The sequence below is a fragment of the Planococcus sp. FY231025 genome (genome assembly GCF_052078085.1).
In the GTDB taxonomy this organism is placed as follows: Bacteria; Bacillota; Bacilli; order Bacillales_A; family Planococcaceae; genus Planococcus.
Genome location: NZ_JBQJJG010000001.1, coordinates 384,153 through 400,366 on the forward strand (window position 1 = coordinate 384,153; position 16,214 = coordinate 400,366).

Sequence of the window (16,214 nt, forward strand, 5' to 3'; positions counted from 1 at the left end):
TTGGCAAGTGTAGAATTAGGGAAAGGTTGAACAAACGGAACGTGTTGCTCCGGCAACGGATAGGGGGAGAAAGTGGATGGCAAAAGACTATATTCTTTCAATAGATCAAGGGACGACCAGTTCACGTGCGATTTTATTCAATCATGCAGGGGAGATCGTGGCAACGGGACAGCGCGAATTCGAGCAGTTTTTCCCGAATCCCGGCTGGGTAGAGCATGATGCCAATGAAATCTGGACGTCCGTACTGGCATGTATCGCGGAAGTGCTGCGGCTGTCGGATATCAATCCCGATCAGGTAGCGGGCATCGGGATCACCAACCAGCGGGAGACGACAGTAGTATGGGACCGCAATACCGGGCGGCCGGTCTATAAAGCGATTGTCTGGCAATCCCGCCAGACCGACGGCATCTGCAGAGAACTGAAAGAACAGGGGCTCGACGCAACTTTCCGGGACAAGACCGGTTTGCTGATCGATGCATACTTCTCGGGAACGAAAGTCAAATGGATCCTCGACAATGTCCCAGGAGCCCGTGAAAAAGCGGAAAACGGCGATTTGATGTTTGGGACGATCGATACGTGGCTGATCTACAAGCTGTCCGGCGGCAAGCGCCACGTCACCGATTACAGCAATGCCTCGCGCACGCTGATGTACAACATCTATGATCTCCAATGGGACGAGGAGCTGCTCGACATTTTGACAGTGCCGAAAAGCATGCTGCCGGAAGTGCGCCCGTCATCGGAAATATACGCCAATACCGCCGACTACCATTTCTTCGGCTACGAAGTTCCGATCGCCGGGGCGGCAGGGGATCAGCAGGCGGCCCTGTTCGGCCAAGCCTGTTTCGAGAAAGGGATGGCCAAGAACACTTATGGTACCGGCTGTTTCATGCTCATGAACACCGGCGAGCAAGGGATGAAATCCGAGCACGGGCTGTTGACGACACTGGCGTGGGGCGTCGACGGCAAAGTCGAATATGCACTTGAAGGCAGTATCTTCGTAGCCGGCTCTGCAATCCAATGGCTGCGTGACGGGCTAGGGATCCTGCAGAAGGCATCGGACTGCGAAGGGCTTGCCGGCCAAGTGGAAACATCGGAAGGCGTTTATATGGTGCCGGCGTTTGTCGGGCTCGGCACGCCGTATTGGGACACCGATGCACGCGGCGCCATTTTCGGGCTGACCAGAGGAACGACAAAAGCGCATCTCGTTCGGGCGACGCTTGAAGCGCTTGCTTACCAGACAAAAGATGTTGTGGATGTCATGACGCAAGACGCTGGCCTTCAAATGAAGACCTTGCGTGTTGACGGGGGCGGAGTGGCGAACGATCTCCTTATGCAATTTCAGAGCGATATGCTCGGCGTGCCGGTCGAGCGCCCGATGGTACCGGAAACGACGGCCCTCGGTGCGGCCTATCTTGCCGGCCTCGCTGTCGGCTTCTGGAAAGACAAAGAAGAAATCGCGAAGCAATGGAAAGTGGATGCCGTGTTCGAGCCGACAATGGACCAAGCTGTCCGGGATGAGCTGTACAGCGGCTGGCAGACTGCCGTAGCCGCTACCCGGAAGTTCAAAACGGACCGCAGCGGCAATAAATAATACGGTGCGCTATAACAGGACTATTATCTTATTAGGTTGAAAAACTTCTAACCCTTTTTCTGAATCATAGGCCTTATTGTTTAAATCGGTGTAGATAATACCGTTTTAAAGGTTTATGATGAAGGAAATCAGGTTTCATTCTTGGAAAAGGGGTGGAAGCATGAGGGAGAGAAGAAGCAAGGGGTTATTGCAGAAAGCAGCTATATTAGGAGCGACCAGTGCGACGGTCTACGTGTTGCACGTAGTCATTGGCGGCATACTTTGGGATGGCTATAGCAACATCGAGCAGACCATCAGTGAACTGACCGGCAGCGGTGCCCCGTATGCCGGGGAGCTGAGGATACTGACGGTGCTTTATGGCGTATTGGCTCTGGCTTTTTCGGTAGTGGTCTATATGCTTTTTGAGAAATACAATGTCTATAGGACAGCACGCCTCGGCTCGATTCTCTTAGTCCTCATGCATTTCACTTCGTTATTCGGCTACGCGCTGTTTCCGCTTGAAGATAACGGAGCGGTGCTGAACATGAATAATATGATGCATCTGGCCGTTACGGCGGCCATCGTCATCCTGACGATAGCTGCGATCTTTTCCATCGGCATCGGCCTACTGAAAACGAAATACTTCAAAGCGATCGGCATATTCACTCTGGCTTGCGGCATTGTGCTGGTATTATCCGGCGCCGCGACTCCATTTGTCCTGAGCAATGGAATCCCCATTGCCGGTTTGGTCGAGCGCATCAATATTTTCACTCTCCAGCTTTGGATTTTCGTCCTATCCATTTTCCTCTATAGGATTCAGTTGCCGAAAAAGGCAGGCCTTGATCTAAAACGGATGGGCCTTGTCGATGTTTACGGAGAGAATTATAAATAAGAAGATAAAACGAAAAATGCTTGCCCTATTTAAAGGGCAAGCATTTTTTAGTTCTTGATCGGAGAGAAGACGGTGTTCCAGCGGTTCGGATCATTGCCGTACATATTTCTGCCAAGGTCGCCGTCAATCATTGCGAAGAGGACTAAAGCGATCCAGCCTGCAACAGGAACGAGAGCTAGAAGCGCCCACCGTCCACTTCTGCCAGTGTCATGGAGCCGGCGCACTAAAACTGATAATGCTGGAACTATTAGGAGAAGCGAAAAGAGTGCAGTTAGAACACCGGGGCCGCCAAGAATCTGAACCTCTAGAATGGCATCGGCGGCGAACGCACCGGCCATCAAGGCGATTGCAATCGACATGAACACAAAGAATTCTTTTCTTCTGGATCTCCCTTTGAAATCGAACGCTTTTTTGAATGCACCAACAAACTCTTCCATCTTTTCATCCTCCTAATATCACGGTTTTGTTAATCAGATTATAACAATATACCTAAAAAAAGTATATGGTTATTTATTAAATATTCATATTTTTATAACAATTAAAATTTAGCAGGTAAATTTTTCTAAAAGTGCAACTTGCAGTGGTCGAAATGCGTCAAAGAGTTTATAATGGGGACTTGTTGTCACACTAGCCATGAGGATCTTAAACTTCATCAGGAGGTACGTGGAATGTTGTGTAAGAAATGTGGTCATGAAAATGAATCATCTGCAAACTTTTGTAAAAATTGTGGTGCAGCATTAGATAATAAACGAATAAAGAAAGCCAAAAAGCGCAAAGGCCTTGCTGCTGTCCTGTCGATCCTTCTGCTGGGCGGCGCTGGATTCGGCACGGCGCAATTGCTGGCCGATGAGCCGGAGCAGGCAGAACCGCCGGCTGAAGAGCTGGCGGATGCAAAAGACGAACCGACAGCGGAACCGCCGAAAGGGAAAGAGGCAAATCCGGAACCGATCTCGGAGCCGGAAGTGCCGGTTGAAAGCGAAGAAATTACTGAAGGCACAGTGACGAAAGTGGAAGACATTGTCCCGCCTGCTGATCAGCCCGAAAAAGTAGAGCCGAAGAAAATAGAGAAAACGGCTATCATCAAAGAAGCACAGCAAAAAACTTACACGATATTGACGGAAACGGGCCAAGGGTCCGGGTTCCTGTTCACTGATACCGGAATGGTCGTAACGAACGCCCATGTCGTGGCAGGATCCACAGATGTAGTTGTCCGGAATATCAATGGCCAGGATGTTCAAGGGAAAGTGGTGGGCATTTCCGATGAATCGGATATCGCTCTCATCAAAGTGGAAGAATACACAGGGATGATTCCATTGGAAACGGAAATGGCGCCGACGGATGTCGGGACCGAAGTCATTGCGCTTGGCAGTCCTTCGGGATTCGAGAATACAGCGTCCATTGGCTATTTGACCGGCATTGACCGGGATTTTGACCAGGAATTCCTGTATGAAGACATCTACCAGATTGACGCGCATATCGCACCGGGATCTAGCGGTGGACCGCTGATTGACGCAGGCACAGGCAAAGTCATCGGCATCAATTCGCTCGTCATGGAAGAAGGCGATTCAATCGGCTTCTCGATCCCGCTGTATTCGATGCATGCCGAACTATCGGAATGGGCACAGAATCCGATGACAGAAGAAGAAGTTTCATCGAAGTTCCATGTATACGATGATTTTGAAGGCTATGAGGACGAAGATTATGAATACGACCCGAATCTTGAGAAGACATTCGATGAAACGCATCTGAGCGAATTCATCGGCGATTTCCGCTATTACTATGAACAATCGCTTGTGAATGAAGATTTCTTCTACGTCCAGAACCTGTTGGTCTATGAAAGCGATATTTACAACAGCATTTTGACGTACATCGACGAAATCAGCGGTAAAGGCATGGAGTTCAATTTCACGAAACTGGATATTATCGATATCGAGATTTTTGAAGAATATGCGGTCGTTCAGACCGAAGAGGCGTTCGAACTCAAAAACGCTGAAGGTGAGTCGTCGCTAGAAGAGCGCAGCAAGTCCTATACGATTGTTATGGACGAAAACGGCTTCTATTACGTATCCGATATCGTCAATCATGAATAAAATCCGAAACGAGTAGCTCCTGTTTTTCAAAGGGCTGCTTGTTTTTTTATGATTTTTTATGAATTAAAATTAAAAATAACGAATAAATATAAATTAACAGAATTTTAACTTCAATTTAACCTGTTCTTAATATATTAGAGGGGCCAGATAGAAGAACGGAGGTGAAACAGGGCCGGCATATATAAAGGTGCGGAACTGCTAAAGCCATTGGTAGGCTATCCAGCCGGAAAAAGGGAGGAGGAGAAGAGGTGCCATTCTATTATGTGGCTTCAAAAGGAATCCTGGGCATTAAGACGAACATAAAAAATTTCAAATGGTGTTTTGGAAGTGATATGCCGGAAGGGACAGAAGAGGAGTATTTGGACTGCGCGGTGAAAATCCATGTCGTTTTGGAGAATTTCAACGATGATGAAAAACTCAAAACGATGGGCAGGTACCATTATTTCAATGGCTCTCCTGGCGGAGATGAGGTCCACTATACCCGGAAACTGCCGATGAACCAGAAGATGCGCTTCAAGGCAGAGAACCTGATGTCGGACGAAGCAAAGATCACGGTCAACAAAGCTTATTACAAACTCATCACGCACCGCATCATGAATCTGCATTCCATCCACTATATTGCCACGGACCTGGCAGCACTGCTGCTATTGAAAAAAGGGTTCGCCCCGATCCATTGTTCCGCTTTCAAGAAAGGCGAAGAAACAGTGGCGATATTTGCGCCGCCGGATACCGGGAAGACCTTGAGTGCTGTCACTGCCTGCATGGAATTGGGGGCAAGCTTCATCGCTGAAGACATGGCCATAACGGATGGAAAAACGATTTTCGCCGTGCCTTGGACCAATTCGTTCTGCCATTATACCCATAACAGCAAAAAGGACAAGAACCGGGATCCGAAGGCTGAAACCGCAGAAGACAAGAAAAGGCAAGGAATTCTTTCCGCGCCTGTCACCCATGTGGCGGTCCTCGAAAAAGGGGAGGATGAAACGGCGCAGCTGCCGGAAAGCATTGCCATTTCCAAGTTGATGAACTTGAACCGGTATGAATTCAATTACCTGCGGTCCCCGCTGTTGACGGCTTATGAATTCTTCAACCCCGGGCTAATGATTGATGAAGGGCTCGCCAAAGAACGGGAAATCCTTACTGCCCTTGTGCACAACAGCAAGCGGGCATTTACGCTGAGAAGGGAAAATCCGACGCATTATGCAAAATCGCTGTTGTCGGAGATGTCTCCCGAAACGGCTGCCGCGTCCCTTCAGTGAATGGTTTGAAAACCGCCTCCCCAAGAGGCGGTTTTTTGATCCGGAAAAATGGTATATTGATTGCAGCAATTACCATGATAAAGGGGCGGGATACATAATGGACGAAACAACATTGCTTAAGGAAACATACGGAAAGACTGCGTTTCATTTATCGGGGCACGGTTCACGGGATGCATCGGTGCTGAAGAAAGCTTTCAAAGGGATACCGGATGAGTTTGAATCGGATAAATACGGAAGCGGAGAAGTGATCGAAGAGTTCCAAACGAAAATGGCAGGAATTCTGGGCAAAGAAGCGGCCGTATTTTTTCCGAGCGGCACCATGGCTCAGCAGATCGCTTTGCGCATTCATTGCGATGAACGGGGCAGCATGAAAGTGGCTTACCATCCACTCAGCCATCTTGAAATCCACGAAGAAGACGGACTGAAAAAACTGCACCACATTGAACCGGTGCTGGCAGCGGACAAAGACCGCGTCATCGGTTTGGCGGATATCCAAGCGCTTGAAGAAGACGTAGCTTGTGTCCTGCTCGAATTGCCGCAGCGGGAAATCGGCGGACAGCTGCCGAGCTTCCTTGAACTCCAAGAAATAGCTGCGCATTGCCGGGAACGGGGCATTAAACTGCATCTGGACGGAGCGCGGCTGTTTGAAGTGCTGCCTTATTACGGGAAGACTGCAGCAGAAGTGTGCGCGCTTTTCGACAGCGTCTATGTGTCGATGTACAAAGGGATCGGTGGCATTGCGGGGGCAGTTCTTTCAGGCACCGAAGATTTTTGCGCCGATTCTAACGTTTGGAAACGGCGCTACGGCGGAGATTTGATTTCCTTGTATCCGTATATCGTTTCAGCAGATTATTATTTTGATCAGCGAATAGGGAAAATGGAAAGTTATTTCGAGTCAGCAAAAGAGTTGGCCCGGCTTTATAATGCCGCGAGCGGAGTCTGCACCTTGCCGGAAGAACCGGTATCCAATATGTTCCATGTCCATTTCAGTGAAGCCAAAAGCCGGGTTGCCCCGATTCTTGCGGATGTCCATGAATCGTCGGATGTCGGCCTGACGAGCTATCTGGCGGATCTGGCTGATGGCAAAGGCTGTTATTTTGAAGTGAGTCTGGGGGATTTGTATAGCGGCGTACCGCAAGAAAAAATCATCAAGGCATTCCAGCTGCTTGATGAAAAAATGAAAATTCTATAAAGGCATGCCTGCCCGGCGCGTTCTGCTTCCAAGCAGGGCGTGCCGGATTTTTAAGATGTGTACCATTTTTTATAAGCTGGTCTCAATATGTAGCAAAGCATGTGCTCCACAACTTCACGGGTTTCCGGCCCTTCGATCTCCACCCAGTGGATCGAGATGGATTGAGGGGTTTCCTGTGTTTTGGCCTGTTCTTCCCCGGCTTTTTTCAGCTTGGCGAAATGGCGGCGAATGCGGTTGTAGATCGGTGCGCCTTTTCCGATATAGAGGATTTTTTCATCAGAGTCGCAGAAGATGTAGATGCCTTTTGCCATGCCCATATGCTTTTTAAGTTTATTAAGGTACTGAGCGGTCTCTGCAGAATAAAGGAATGGAACATTTTTAATCGATTTCCACTTTTCTTTATCGAAAGCATAATTTTCTTTTTTGAGCAGCTCGTTGATTTTTTCTTTCATTCCTTTTCCCCCCGTTGCTATATATATCGTTTATTGAGAATCCACAGATAAAGGCGTCCTATACATGATTCTTATTCTAACCAAAAGAAAGCGATTTAGCGACACTATTCAAAATTTTAATGAATAATCGTATTATTCCGGCAAATGAAAAAAAGGCCCCTTTTGCGGTGGAAGCTTAAGGGGCCTTCTTTGCTAGGAAGAGGTAAAAGCTTCAAAGTCCTGCAGTTTGTTTCAGAATGTCCCGGCGCAATTTGTTTTTTCGGTCTTCATATTCTTTTGACATCTTTTCCGCTTCTGCTGCAGGCAAGCCGTTCTTTTTCAATTCCTGCTTCATGACTTCCATAAGGGCATAAAACATTTTGTCGGTCCGTTCCTCGAGTTTAGAAGCAGCAGAACTGTATTTGTTATAGAAGTAAGGGTAGCTGATCTTTTGGTCATTCGCTTCCATTTCGAGGTACTCGCTGACGGCAAGGTTGATCAATGCATCCAGCTTGTCATGAGCCTGGCCTTCCAGTTCGGCGATGGCCGGATCGTATTTTGCCCGTATCTGTGTGGCTGTCATCTTTTGAGATGACTTTTTCCCGGCAAAGGCAGCATATGATTTGATTGCTGCTTTTCCGGAGGCGTCGGTCTTCACTTTCGAACCTTTTGTTCCGCTATTATCGCTGCTGACCGAGGCAACTGCCAAGTCGCTTCTTTCGGTAGAAGGAAAGCCTTCAGTGAAAGCCTCGATTTTTTCTGTGCCGTCCTCGTCTGTCACGTGGCGGATCAAGTTGCCGTACTTGTCCAGGATGATTTTGGATCCGTCTGCCAATTCGATGACGTATTCTTCTTCCGCCACTTCATCAACTGCAGCGTCTGTCGTGTCGTAGTCCTTGAATTCAAAAAGGTACGCGATGTACGCGCCTAGAGCAATGACAATGATTCCGAACGCAATGCCGAATTTTTTCATTTCACCATCCTCCTAGTGTCGAATCGGATACGAGGGCAGGGCAGCAGCAAGAAGTGGAGTGAATATTAATCCGGTAGAATGAATTAACTGAATCTTATCACAAATAAATATGAAAGACAATACAATTTATAGTTAAAAAGCTCGATATAAAATACCTAAAAAATCAGAATAATATCCAGGAAAATATTTTATTATCCAGATAATGCATTTTTGAAAAGAGGATCCGGCCAACTGGAGTGGATGGATAGCGAAGAAGAAAGAATTTATGCGGTACAGTAGCAAATTCAGGCAATCATTCTAGGTTTTTTGAGCTGAAAGGACTATAATATTTACACTAATCAAATTATTCGCAATCTCAAATGATGGGTTCCATATCAGTCAGTTGTGCATATACGCAAACTTCTTCACCCGCCGGTTGTGCCGGCGATTCATTCAGTTACATGGCGCGAAAAGAAAAGGGGCATCAGGATGAGAGATATTTATTTCGAAAAAGATTACGGGAAGCTTTTTGAAGAAATCGAACATGGCATAAGTGAAGTGTATGAGTTCATCCATCAGTTGGGAAGGGTACGCCACCTTTTCATCATAAGGGAAATCCCGTTCACCGTCGATGGAAAAGTCTATTATGATTTGGTCACGCCGTATGGATATGGGGGCCCCCAAGTGCTCGAATACAGGAAGGGGCAGAAGCAGGAGCTAGTGGCCGCTTTTGAAGATGAATTCCGGCAATATTGCTTGGACCACAGGATTGTCAGTGAATTCATCCGGTTCCATCCGGTCTTCAAAAATGCTGAGGATTTCAAAGAATGCTATAACGCAATATTCCTCCGTGAAACGGCGGGCACCAACTTAAAAGATTTCCAAGATCCGCTAAAAAGTGAATTCTCAAAATCAGCTAGAAAAAATATCCGGCAGGCATTGAAAGCAGGAGTCGAATTCAAAGCGATCCACCATCCAAAAGACCTTACGGAATTCAAGAAGGTCTATTATGCAACGATGCGCCGGAACCAAGCAGATCCGTATTATTTTTTCGGCGACGCTTATTTCAGCAAACTGGAAGAACTGTTCGGCGAGAACCTCCTGCTCGTAGAAGCGGTCTATGAAGGACAGGTAATCGGGGCAGGCCTTAATTTCGTCTACAACGACATTGCACATACTCATCTTTCGGGGACGCTTGAACAATACCACCACCTTTCACCGGCATACGGGCTTTATTATGCGCTGGCGGTCTGGGCAAAAGAACACGGCGTGGAAGTGATCCATGGAGGCGGAGGGCGCAGCAACAGCCCGGAAGACAATCTGCTTCAGTTCAAAAAGCAATTCGGCAGGAATACCGTATTCCAGTTCTGGGTGGGCCGGAAAATCTGGAACTCAGCAATCTACAGTGAACTGTGCAATGAAGCCGGCGTGAGCGAAGAAACGGAATTCTTCCCCGCGTACCGGACAGTCGCTGCCAAAGAATATAATCGCGTATAAAAATTGAAGAAGCCCAGTTCCTATCCGAACTAGGCTTTTTCTAATGCAAAATAATAAAAAGAGGGTAAAAAGTTTTATTTTGATGCTTTTACCTAGAACTTTTGAATCTTAAGAGCTATAATGAAGGCGTGAAAAGAAATCTGATAATTCAATTTTTAATTCGCTTATCGTAGGATGTATTGCCGCTGATTATGGAAATATATAGAGAATGGGGCTGATCAATTGAGAGATTTATACTTTGATGAGAAATATGGCCGATTATACGAGGAGATTGAGGATGGTACATGCGAAATTTATGAATTCCAGCATCCTCTCGGGAGCATCCGGCATATGTTCATTAAGCGTGAAATCCCTTTGAGAATCAACGATCAGACTTACTTTGATATTGTGACGCCGTACGGCTATGGCGGTCCATTGATCGAGGAATGCTTGGAAAGCGGAAGAGCGGAATTGGTGGAAGCATTCCATGACGCTTTTCGGAAATATTGCGAGCAAGGGAACATAGTCAGCGAATTTATCCGTTTCCAGCCGGTCATCGATAATGCATCCGATTTCAAAAATTGCTATGAAGTCGTCTATATCCGCAATACTGTCGGCACAAATCTGAGGGCTTACGATGACCCGGTGCAGAAGGAATTCTCCAAATCGACCAGGAAAAACATCCGAAAGGCATTGGAAGCTGGCGTCGAATACCGGGTGACGGCAAATCCGAAAGACATCAAAGAGTTCCAGGGCATCTATTATGCGACAATGAGGCGCAATAATGCAGATACCTACTATTATTTCGATGAAGATTATTTCTCGAAACTGCTTAGCCATTTCGGGGAAAATATGGTGCTGGTCGAAGCCCTTTATGAAGGGCAAGTCATCGGCATGGGGCTGAACTTCGTCTATGACCGCATCATCCATACACACTTGTCCGGTACGCTGGAAGAATTCCATCATTTATCGCCGGCCTATATCCTGCAATATGCGCTCGCAGTTTGGGGAAAGGAAAATGGCATCGATCTGATTCATGACGGAGGCGGGAGGACGAACAGCCTCGACGACAATCTATATCTTTTCAAAAAGCAATTCGGCAAGAATACGGGCTTTAAGTTCCATATCGGGAGGAAAATATGGAACCAGGAAATTTATGACGAGTTGTGCATAGCCGCGGAAGAAGAACCCGAAGCGGATTTCTTCCCGGCCTACCGCACGAAGAAAATGAGGGATTACAAAAAAGTCTAGCTCCATACCGCATTGTAAGAAAGGCATTCCGGAAAGTTCCGGAGTGCTTTTTTTATTTTTCTATAAAGTATTTTAACTATTAAAACAATTTAACCTGCATTTAACCTGCTCCTTCTAGTATGGACTCAATAGCAAAAAGCAAAGGGGGAGAGCTGGAATGTTTCACTTGAAGAGGTTAAGCGCTGTTGGCCGGCGCACCGGCTTCCACTATGCAATCCAGTGTGTACCCTCGGATTGGGCACTGCCGTAGAACGCTGCTGGACTGCGGCAGCTTGAAGATAACCGTATATCAATCTTGGAGCAAATGAGGTAGAGAATTATGGAAAAAACCGTCATTGCGCTAATGACAGTAATTGTGATGACCAAAGTGCTCGGATTTTCAAGGGACATCTCCCTTTCCTATTTTTACGGCGCGGACGGCTTGACCGATGCGTACCTGATTTCACAGACTATCCCATCCGTGCTGTTTTCATTCGTAGGCATGGGGATAGCGGCGAGCTTCATTCCGATCTACACCAAGATCAATGAGCATCAGGGAATCAAAGAGGCCAACCGCTTCACGGCCAACCTGACCAATATTGTGATGCTCTTGTCTACGGTGATCGTCGTAGGGATGCAATTGTTTCCGGTGCAGATCGTAAAAGTGTTTGCCAGCGGCTTTGAAGGGGAGACGCTGAAAATTGCCGTCGATTTTACGCGCATATCTGCTTTCAGCATTTATTTCACCGCGTTGGTCTACATCTTCAATAGCTATCTCGATGTCAACAAGCGGTTTTTGGCGACTGTCCTGAGCGGCCTGCCGCTGAATCTGCTGATCATCTTCTTCATCTACCTGAGCCACGAAGTGAACTTTTACTTATTGTCGATCGGCTCGGTCCTTGCGGTTGTGGTCCAGTTCCTGTTCCTGCTGCCGTCGATTCGGAAATCGGGCTACCGGCACAGCCCGGTCGTCAAGCCGGCCGAAAAAAACGTCCGGAAAATGCTGCTGCTGGCAGTCCCGGTCATCATTGGCGTATCGGCAGACCAGATCAACGTACTCGTTGATAAGACTCTGGCATCCCAGATAACAGAAGGCGGAATTTCGGCCCTGACGTATTCCCACCGCATCGTGTTTTTCATCCAGGCCATCTTTGTCACCGCCATCGTCACCGTCATGTTCCCGAAAATCTCCAAGCTGGCGGTCAAGAAAAACATCGAACAGCTGAAGGACATCGTCGGAAAAATCATCACCACCATCGCCTTGCTGGTCATTCCGGCGACATTCGGACTGATGATCTTTTCCCGCCAAGTGACGGAGCTCCTGTTCGGCCGCGGGGCGTTCGAGCAGGATGCGGTCATCCTCACGTCGGGTGCATTGTTCTTCTATTCAATCGGGATGCTCGGGTTCGGTCTGCGGGAAGTGCTCGCGAAAGTGTTCTATTCGCTGGAAGATTCCAGGACCCCGATGATCAGCGCATTCTTTGCGATGTTCCTGAACGTCGGGCTGAACATTTTCCTGTCGCGGATCATGGGCATCAACGGGCTGGCGCTTGCCACAAGTCTTGCGACACTTGCCAGCACGGGCCTGCTGTATGTATCGCTTGTCCGGAAAGTCGGTTCGTTGAACACCCGGAAAATCGTTCTAGATCTTGCCAAATCGATTGCCGGTTCAGCAGTGATGGCCCTTGCGGCTAAAAGTGTATTTGACTATATCGCCCATAGCCATTCCGAACCCCTGGCATTAGCTTGCGGGGTAGGGACTGGCATCATCGTCTACGGGATCATGCTGTGGCTTCTCCAGCTCAGTGACGTCGCCTATTACAAAGCCCGGATCCAGGCGTTGGCGAAAAGATGATGGGTGGTTTCCGATAAAACAAACAGATCTCCGGGGGTGTTCAAACCATGTTTTACGTATTCGCATTCTTTCTCTTAGAAATACTGGCCACTTATCTTATCAAGGACTTTATCCCTCTCGGCGAGGCATACGGCATGATGATGCTGCTGGCGAGCATCATCGCCATCACGCTGTACCTTTACCGGGTGCTCGAGAAGGAATGGCTCATGCTGATCTTCGCGGGATTCGTGGTGCGGGTTATCGTGCTGTTCATCGACCTGTATGTGCCGTCGATCCAGATTTTCTCCAGCGGGACGGACACGGAATATTTCCATGAAGTATCCCTGCTCATCGCAAACGGCATGTTCCCTCTCGAAGACGGAGCAACGAATTATGTGCCATTCCTGTCGGCGATCTACTACATGATCGGGGACCAGCGGCCATTCGCCCAATTCCTGAATGTGGCGTTCTGGGTATTTTCCGCCGTCTACCTGATGAAAGCGCTGATCCATCTGCAGATTGACAAAAAGCTGATTTTCACAGCGCTTTTGATTTTCACGATTATGCCGAACAGCATTTTCATGTCGAGCATCCTGCTCCGTGAATCGATCATCATTTTCCTCATCACGGTTTCGCTTTACCACTTTATCCGCTGGTTCGCAGACGGCACATTCCCGAACTTCCTGATTGCCATCGTCCTGGCGCTCGGTTCGATGATGTTCCACTCGGGCATGATCGGATTTGTTCTGGCATACGTACTGGCGTTCCTGTTCCTGAGCAAGAGCGGATCCAAGAAAATATCGCAGAACGTGCTGTTCGTCCTGTTCCTGGGGTTCCTTGTCCTGGTCATGGCCCAGAATGCGGAAATGTTCCTGAGCAAATTCATTGATGCGGAAGGGAACAACGCCGTTTCGGACCTTGAGATTTCAGGCGAAGGGGGCTCGATGTACCTGTCCAGCTTCAACGGCATGAGCGGTGCCATCGCCATCATGGTCGCGCCGATCAAGATGTTCTATTTCATGTTTTCACCAATTCCGCTCGATTGGCGCGGACTCGGGGACATCGTCAGCTTCCTGTTCGATTCGTCGATCTACCTGTTCTTGGTAGGGGCGACAATCTACGGCCTTTTCAAAAGCGATATGCCGATGCGCAATAAGATCTTTATCCTGATGTTCCTGGCTATCACTGTCCTGGTGTACTCCTACGGTACACAGAGCGCCGGAACAGCGATGCGCCACCGCAATAAAATCATCCCGCTCCTGCTGATCACGTTCACCATAGCAAACAGCAGAGGGCTGCTCCAGATGGCGGAAGGCCGTTTCAGAAGGAAAAAAGGGGAGAAAGCGGCATGATGATCGACAACTTGGTAGTCGCAGTCGTCGGCGTGGGGCACGTCGGCCTGCCGGTCGCAGTAGCTTTCTCCAAAAAATATAACGTAATCGGCTTTGATATCAGCGATAAGCGGATTGTAAAACTGAAAGACGGCAAGGATGACACCCGCCAGTTCCAAAGCGAGGAATTGAAGGGGAGCGGCATTCATTTCACTGCCGACCCTTCGATGATCGGGGAGGCGGGCTTCATCATCATTACGGTGCCCACCCCGCTGGATGAAAATGACCAGCCGGATCTCACTTCGCTGAAGCGGGCTGCCAAAACGGTCGGGGAGAACATGAAAAAAGCGGCGGTCATCGTTTTCGAATCGACCGTTTTTCCAGGCACCACTGAGGAAATCTGCATTCCGCTGCTCGAGGAATACTCCGGGCTTGAAGCAGGGGTTGAGTTCTTCGTCGGCTATTGTCCGGAACGCTTCAACCCGGGAGAACGAAAGACGCCGATCACCAAAATCAGGAAAGTGGTTGCCGGGCAAAACGAAGCGGTGCTCGAATTCGTGGCAGCTGTCTATGGCAACGTACTCGACGCGGGTATCTTCAAGGCGAAATCGATCCGGATCGCAGAAGCAGCAAAAGTCATCGAGAATACCCAGCAGGACGTCAACATCGCCCTCATCAATGAATTCTCCATGATCTTCAACCGGTTGGGGATTGATACCGGTGATGTGCTGGAGACAGCAGGAACGAAAAAAAGCTTCTTGAAATTCACTCCGGGATTCGCCGGAGGGCCAAGGCTTGGCACCGATTCCTATTATCTTGCGCATAAAGCGAATGCGGCCGGCTACAATCCGGAAATCATCATGGCTTCCAGGCGCGTCAACGACGGAATGGGCAGCTATCTTGCCTGCCTCATTGCCAAAAAAATGGCACGGCGAGGCTTGGCTGCCGGCACGCGGCTGACGGTGCTTGGCGTGTCGTACAAGGAAGACAGTGGCGACTTGAGGAATTCGGGTGTGATTGAAGTGGTCTGGGAACTCGAGGAATACGGTTTTGAGGTCCAAGTAGCAGACAGTTGCGCGGATCCCGGTGAAGCGGATGAGCGATACGGACTCGTCTTAACGCCGGAGCAGCAATTGCTTCCAGCTTCGGCAATTATCTTAGCGATTCCACATACTTCTTACAAAGAAGCTGGCTGGCCGATGATAAAAGGGCTGCTCGCTGGCGGGGCTGGGATGGTTTTCGATATTAAAGGCGTCCTGAGCCCGACTGAAAAGCCTATGAATATTGAATTGTGGCGACTCTAGGGAGGAATGAAAAATGACAATCCGAACCACCGAAGCGGTAAAGCGCAAAACGAAATGGGAGCAAATCCCCAAACGGATCTTTGAGTTTACGGCAGCGTCTGTGATGCTTGCCGCCCTGCTGCCGGTATTCGCAGTAATTGCAGGGTGCATCAAGATGGAATCGAAAGGGCCGGTGTTCTTTACGCAGGTTCGCGGCGGCAAAGACAATGTCCACTTCACCATCTTCAAATTCCGGACGATGACGGATGATCCGGCGCTGAGGAATGACGAAATCGAAGTGCTGGCAACGGACGCCCGCATTACGAAGGTCGGCCATGTTCTCCGGAAGTACAGCCTGGATGAACTGCCGCAATTGATCAACATCATCAAAGGCGATATGTCATTTGTGGGTCCTCGGCCTACTTTGACATCCCAGACGGACCGCTACGATGCGCATCAGATGCAGCGTCTGCTGGTCAAGCCGGGCGTAACCGGCTGGGCGCAGGTCAGCGGACGGAATTCGCTGAGCTGGAGAGAGAAGATCGAGTTGGACATCGAATACATCCAGCGGCAAAGCGCACGATTCGACTTTTATATCCTCATGCTGACAGTGCTGAAAGTGTTCAAATCCGAAGGAGTCTATGGCGACTCGTAAGCCTTTCAGAAACCGAAGA

General features: G+C 48.7%; 14 protein-coding genes. 11 read left to right on the plus strand and 3 right to left on the minus strand.

Annotated elements, in window-relative coordinates; translation table 11 throughout:
• Positions 1 to 76: 76 nt before the first annotated feature.
• The gene (gene glpK, locus ACTL32_RS01720; protein WP_441339859.1) at positions 77 to 1,591 is read left to right on the plus strand and encodes a glycerol kinase GlpK; all 1,515 of its coding nucleotides are present in this window, start codon (positions 77 to 79) and stop codon (positions 1,589 to 1,591) included.
• A 160-nt stretch (positions 1,592 to 1,751) separates the two neighbouring features.
• Positions 1,752 to 2,462, plus strand: a complete 711-nt coding sequence (locus tag ACTL32_RS01725; RefSeq protein WP_441339860.1) for a DUF998 domain-containing protein — start codon at positions 1,752 to 1,754, stop codon at positions 2,460 to 2,462.
• A gap of 47 nt (positions 2,463 to 2,509) precedes the next feature.
• Here the strand turns inward: ACTL32_RS01725 and ACTL32_RS01730 are convergent, their stop codons facing one another.
• Entirely contained in the window at positions 2,510 to 2,899 is a 390-nt protein-coding gene (locus ACTL32_RS01730) for a DUF805 domain-containing protein (protein WP_441339861.1), read from the minus strand.
• Positions 2,900 to 3,130: 231 nt separating this feature from the next.
• Between ACTL32_RS01730 and ACTL32_RS01735 the strand changes: the two genes are divergently transcribed.
• The 3 genes from ACTL32_RS01735 (at position 3,131) to ACTL32_RS01745 (ending at position 7,003) form a co-directional block, all read left to right on the plus strand.
• A complete protein-coding gene (locus tag ACTL32_RS01735; RefSeq protein ID WP_441339862.1) occupies positions 3,131 to 4,552 on the plus strand; it encodes a trypsin-like peptidase domain-containing protein in 1,422 nt (473 codons plus the stop codon).
• Between the two features lie 248 nt (positions 4,553 to 4,800).
• Positions 4,801 to 5,811, plus strand: coding sequence for a hypothetical protein (locus tag ACTL32_RS01740; RefSeq protein WP_441339863.1), 1,011 nt, complete (start codon positions 4,801 to 4,803; stop codon positions 5,809 to 5,811).
• A gap of 97 nt (positions 5,812 to 5,908) precedes the next feature.
• Entirely contained in the window at positions 5,909 to 7,003 is a 1,095-nt protein-coding gene (locus ACTL32_RS01745) for a threonine aldolase family protein (RefSeq protein WP_441339864.1), read from the plus strand.
• A gap of 50 nt (positions 7,004 to 7,053) precedes the next feature.
• Here the strand turns inward: ACTL32_RS01745 and ACTL32_RS01750 are convergent, their stop codons facing one another.
• Both ACTL32_RS01750 and ACTL32_RS01755 read right to left on the minus strand, forming a co-directional pair.
• On the minus strand, positions 7,054 to 7,455 hold the full coding sequence (locus tag ACTL32_RS01750) for a GIY-YIG nuclease family protein (RefSeq protein WP_441339865.1): 402 nt from the start codon (positions 7,453 to 7,455) through the stop codon (positions 7,054 to 7,056).
• A 211-nt stretch (positions 7,456 to 7,666) separates the two neighbouring features.
• Positions 7,667 to 8,407 carry a hypothetical protein gene (locus ACTL32_RS01755; protein ID WP_441339866.1) on the minus strand — a complete coding sequence of 247 codons (741 nt, stop codon included), beginning with the start codon at positions 8,405 to 8,407 and terminating at the stop codon, positions 7,667 to 7,669.
• A 468-nt stretch (positions 8,408 to 8,875) separates the two neighbouring features.
• Here ACTL32_RS01755 and ACTL32_RS01760 point away from each other — a divergent pair, with 468 nt between their 5' ends.
• The 6 genes from ACTL32_RS01760 to ACTL32_RS01785 all read left to right on the plus strand — a co-directional run bounded on the left by ACTL32_RS01760 (position 8,876) and on the right by ACTL32_RS01785 (position 16,195).
• A complete protein-coding gene (locus ACTL32_RS01760; protein ID WP_441339867.1) occupies positions 8,876 to 9,883 on the plus strand; it encodes a peptidoglycan bridge formation glycyltransferase FemA/FemB family protein in 1,008 nt (335 codons plus the stop codon).
• A 330-nt stretch (positions 9,884 to 10,213) separates the two neighbouring features.
• Entirely contained in the window at positions 10,214 to 11,113 is a 900-nt protein-coding gene (locus tag ACTL32_RS01765; protein WP_441339868.1) for a GNAT family N-acetyltransferase, read from the plus strand.
• Between the two features lie 319 nt (positions 11,114 to 11,432).
• Entirely contained in the window at positions 11,433 to 12,947 is a 1,515-nt protein-coding gene (gene murJ, locus ACTL32_RS01770; RefSeq protein ID WP_441339869.1) for a murein biosynthesis integral membrane protein MurJ, read from the plus strand.
• A 47-nt stretch (positions 12,948 to 12,994) separates the two neighbouring features.
• A complete protein-coding gene (locus tag ACTL32_RS01775) occupies positions 12,995 to 14,278 on the plus strand; it encodes a hypothetical protein (RefSeq protein WP_441339870.1) in 1,284 nt (427 codons plus the stop codon).
• A complete protein-coding gene (locus ACTL32_RS01780) occupies positions 14,275 to 15,561 on the plus strand; it encodes a nucleotide sugar dehydrogenase (protein ID WP_441339871.1) in 1,287 nt (428 codons plus the stop codon). The genes ACTL32_RS01775 and ACTL32_RS01780 overlap by 4 nt, the downstream gene beginning before the upstream one ends.
• 13 nt (positions 15,562 to 15,574) lie before the next feature.
• Positions 15,575 to 16,195, plus strand: a complete 621-nt coding sequence (locus ACTL32_RS01785) for a sugar transferase (RefSeq protein ID WP_204890835.1) — start codon at positions 15,575 to 15,577, stop codon at positions 16,193 to 16,195.
• Positions 16,196 to 16,214: the final 19 nt, after the last annotated feature.

Excerpts from the sequence above, each read along its gene's own strand:
- ACTL32_RS01785 (WP_204890835.1), top strand. The coding sequence starts at position 15,575 with ATGACAATCCGAACCACCGAAGCGGTAAAGCGCAAAACGAAATGGGAG.
- ACTL32_RS01760 (WP_441339867.1), top strand. The coding sequence starts at position 8,876 with ATGAGAGATATTTATTTCGAAAAAGATTACGGGAAGCTTTTTGAAGAA.
- ACTL32_RS01725 (WP_441339860.1), top strand. The coding sequence starts at position 1,752 with ATGAGGGAGAGAAGAAGCAAGGGGTTATTGCAGAAAGCAGCTATATTA.
- murJ (WP_441339869.1), top strand. The coding sequence starts at position 11,433 with ATGGAAAAAACCGTCATTGCGCTAATGACAGTAATTGTGATGACCAAA.
- ACTL32_RS01735 (WP_441339862.1), top strand. The coding sequence starts at position 3,131 with ATGTTGTGTAAGAAATGTGGTCATGAAAATGAATCATCTGCAAACTTT.
- ACTL32_RS01750 (WP_441339865.1), bottom strand. The coding sequence starts at position 7,455 with ATGAAAGAAAAAATCAACGAGCTGCTCAAAAAAGAAAATTATGCTTTC.
- ACTL32_RS01755 (WP_441339866.1), bottom strand. The coding sequence starts at position 8,407 with ATGAAAAAATTCGGCATTGCGTTCGGAATCATTGTCATTGCTCTAGGC.
- ACTL32_RS01780 (WP_441339871.1), top strand. The coding sequence starts at position 14,275 with ATGATGATCGACAACTTGGTAGTCGCAGTCGTCGGCGTGGGGCACGTC.
- ACTL32_RS01730 (WP_441339861.1), bottom strand. The coding sequence starts at position 2,899 with ATGGAAGAGTTTGTTGGTGCATTCAAAAAAGCGTTCGATTTCAAAGGG.
- ACTL32_RS01775 (WP_441339870.1), top strand. The coding sequence starts at position 12,995 with ATGTTTTACGTATTCGCATTCTTTCTCTTAGAAATACTGGCCACTTAT.
- glpK (WP_441339859.1), top strand. The coding sequence starts at position 77 with ATGGCAAAAGACTATATTCTTTCAATAGATCAAGGGACGACCAGTTCA.
- ACTL32_RS01765 (WP_441339868.1), top strand. The coding sequence starts at position 10,214 with ATGTTCATTAAGCGTGAAATCCCTTTGAGAATCAACGATCAGACTTAC.
- ACTL32_RS01745 (WP_441339864.1), top strand. The coding sequence starts at position 5,909 with ATGGACGAAACAACATTGCTTAAGGAAACATACGGAAAGACTGCGTTT.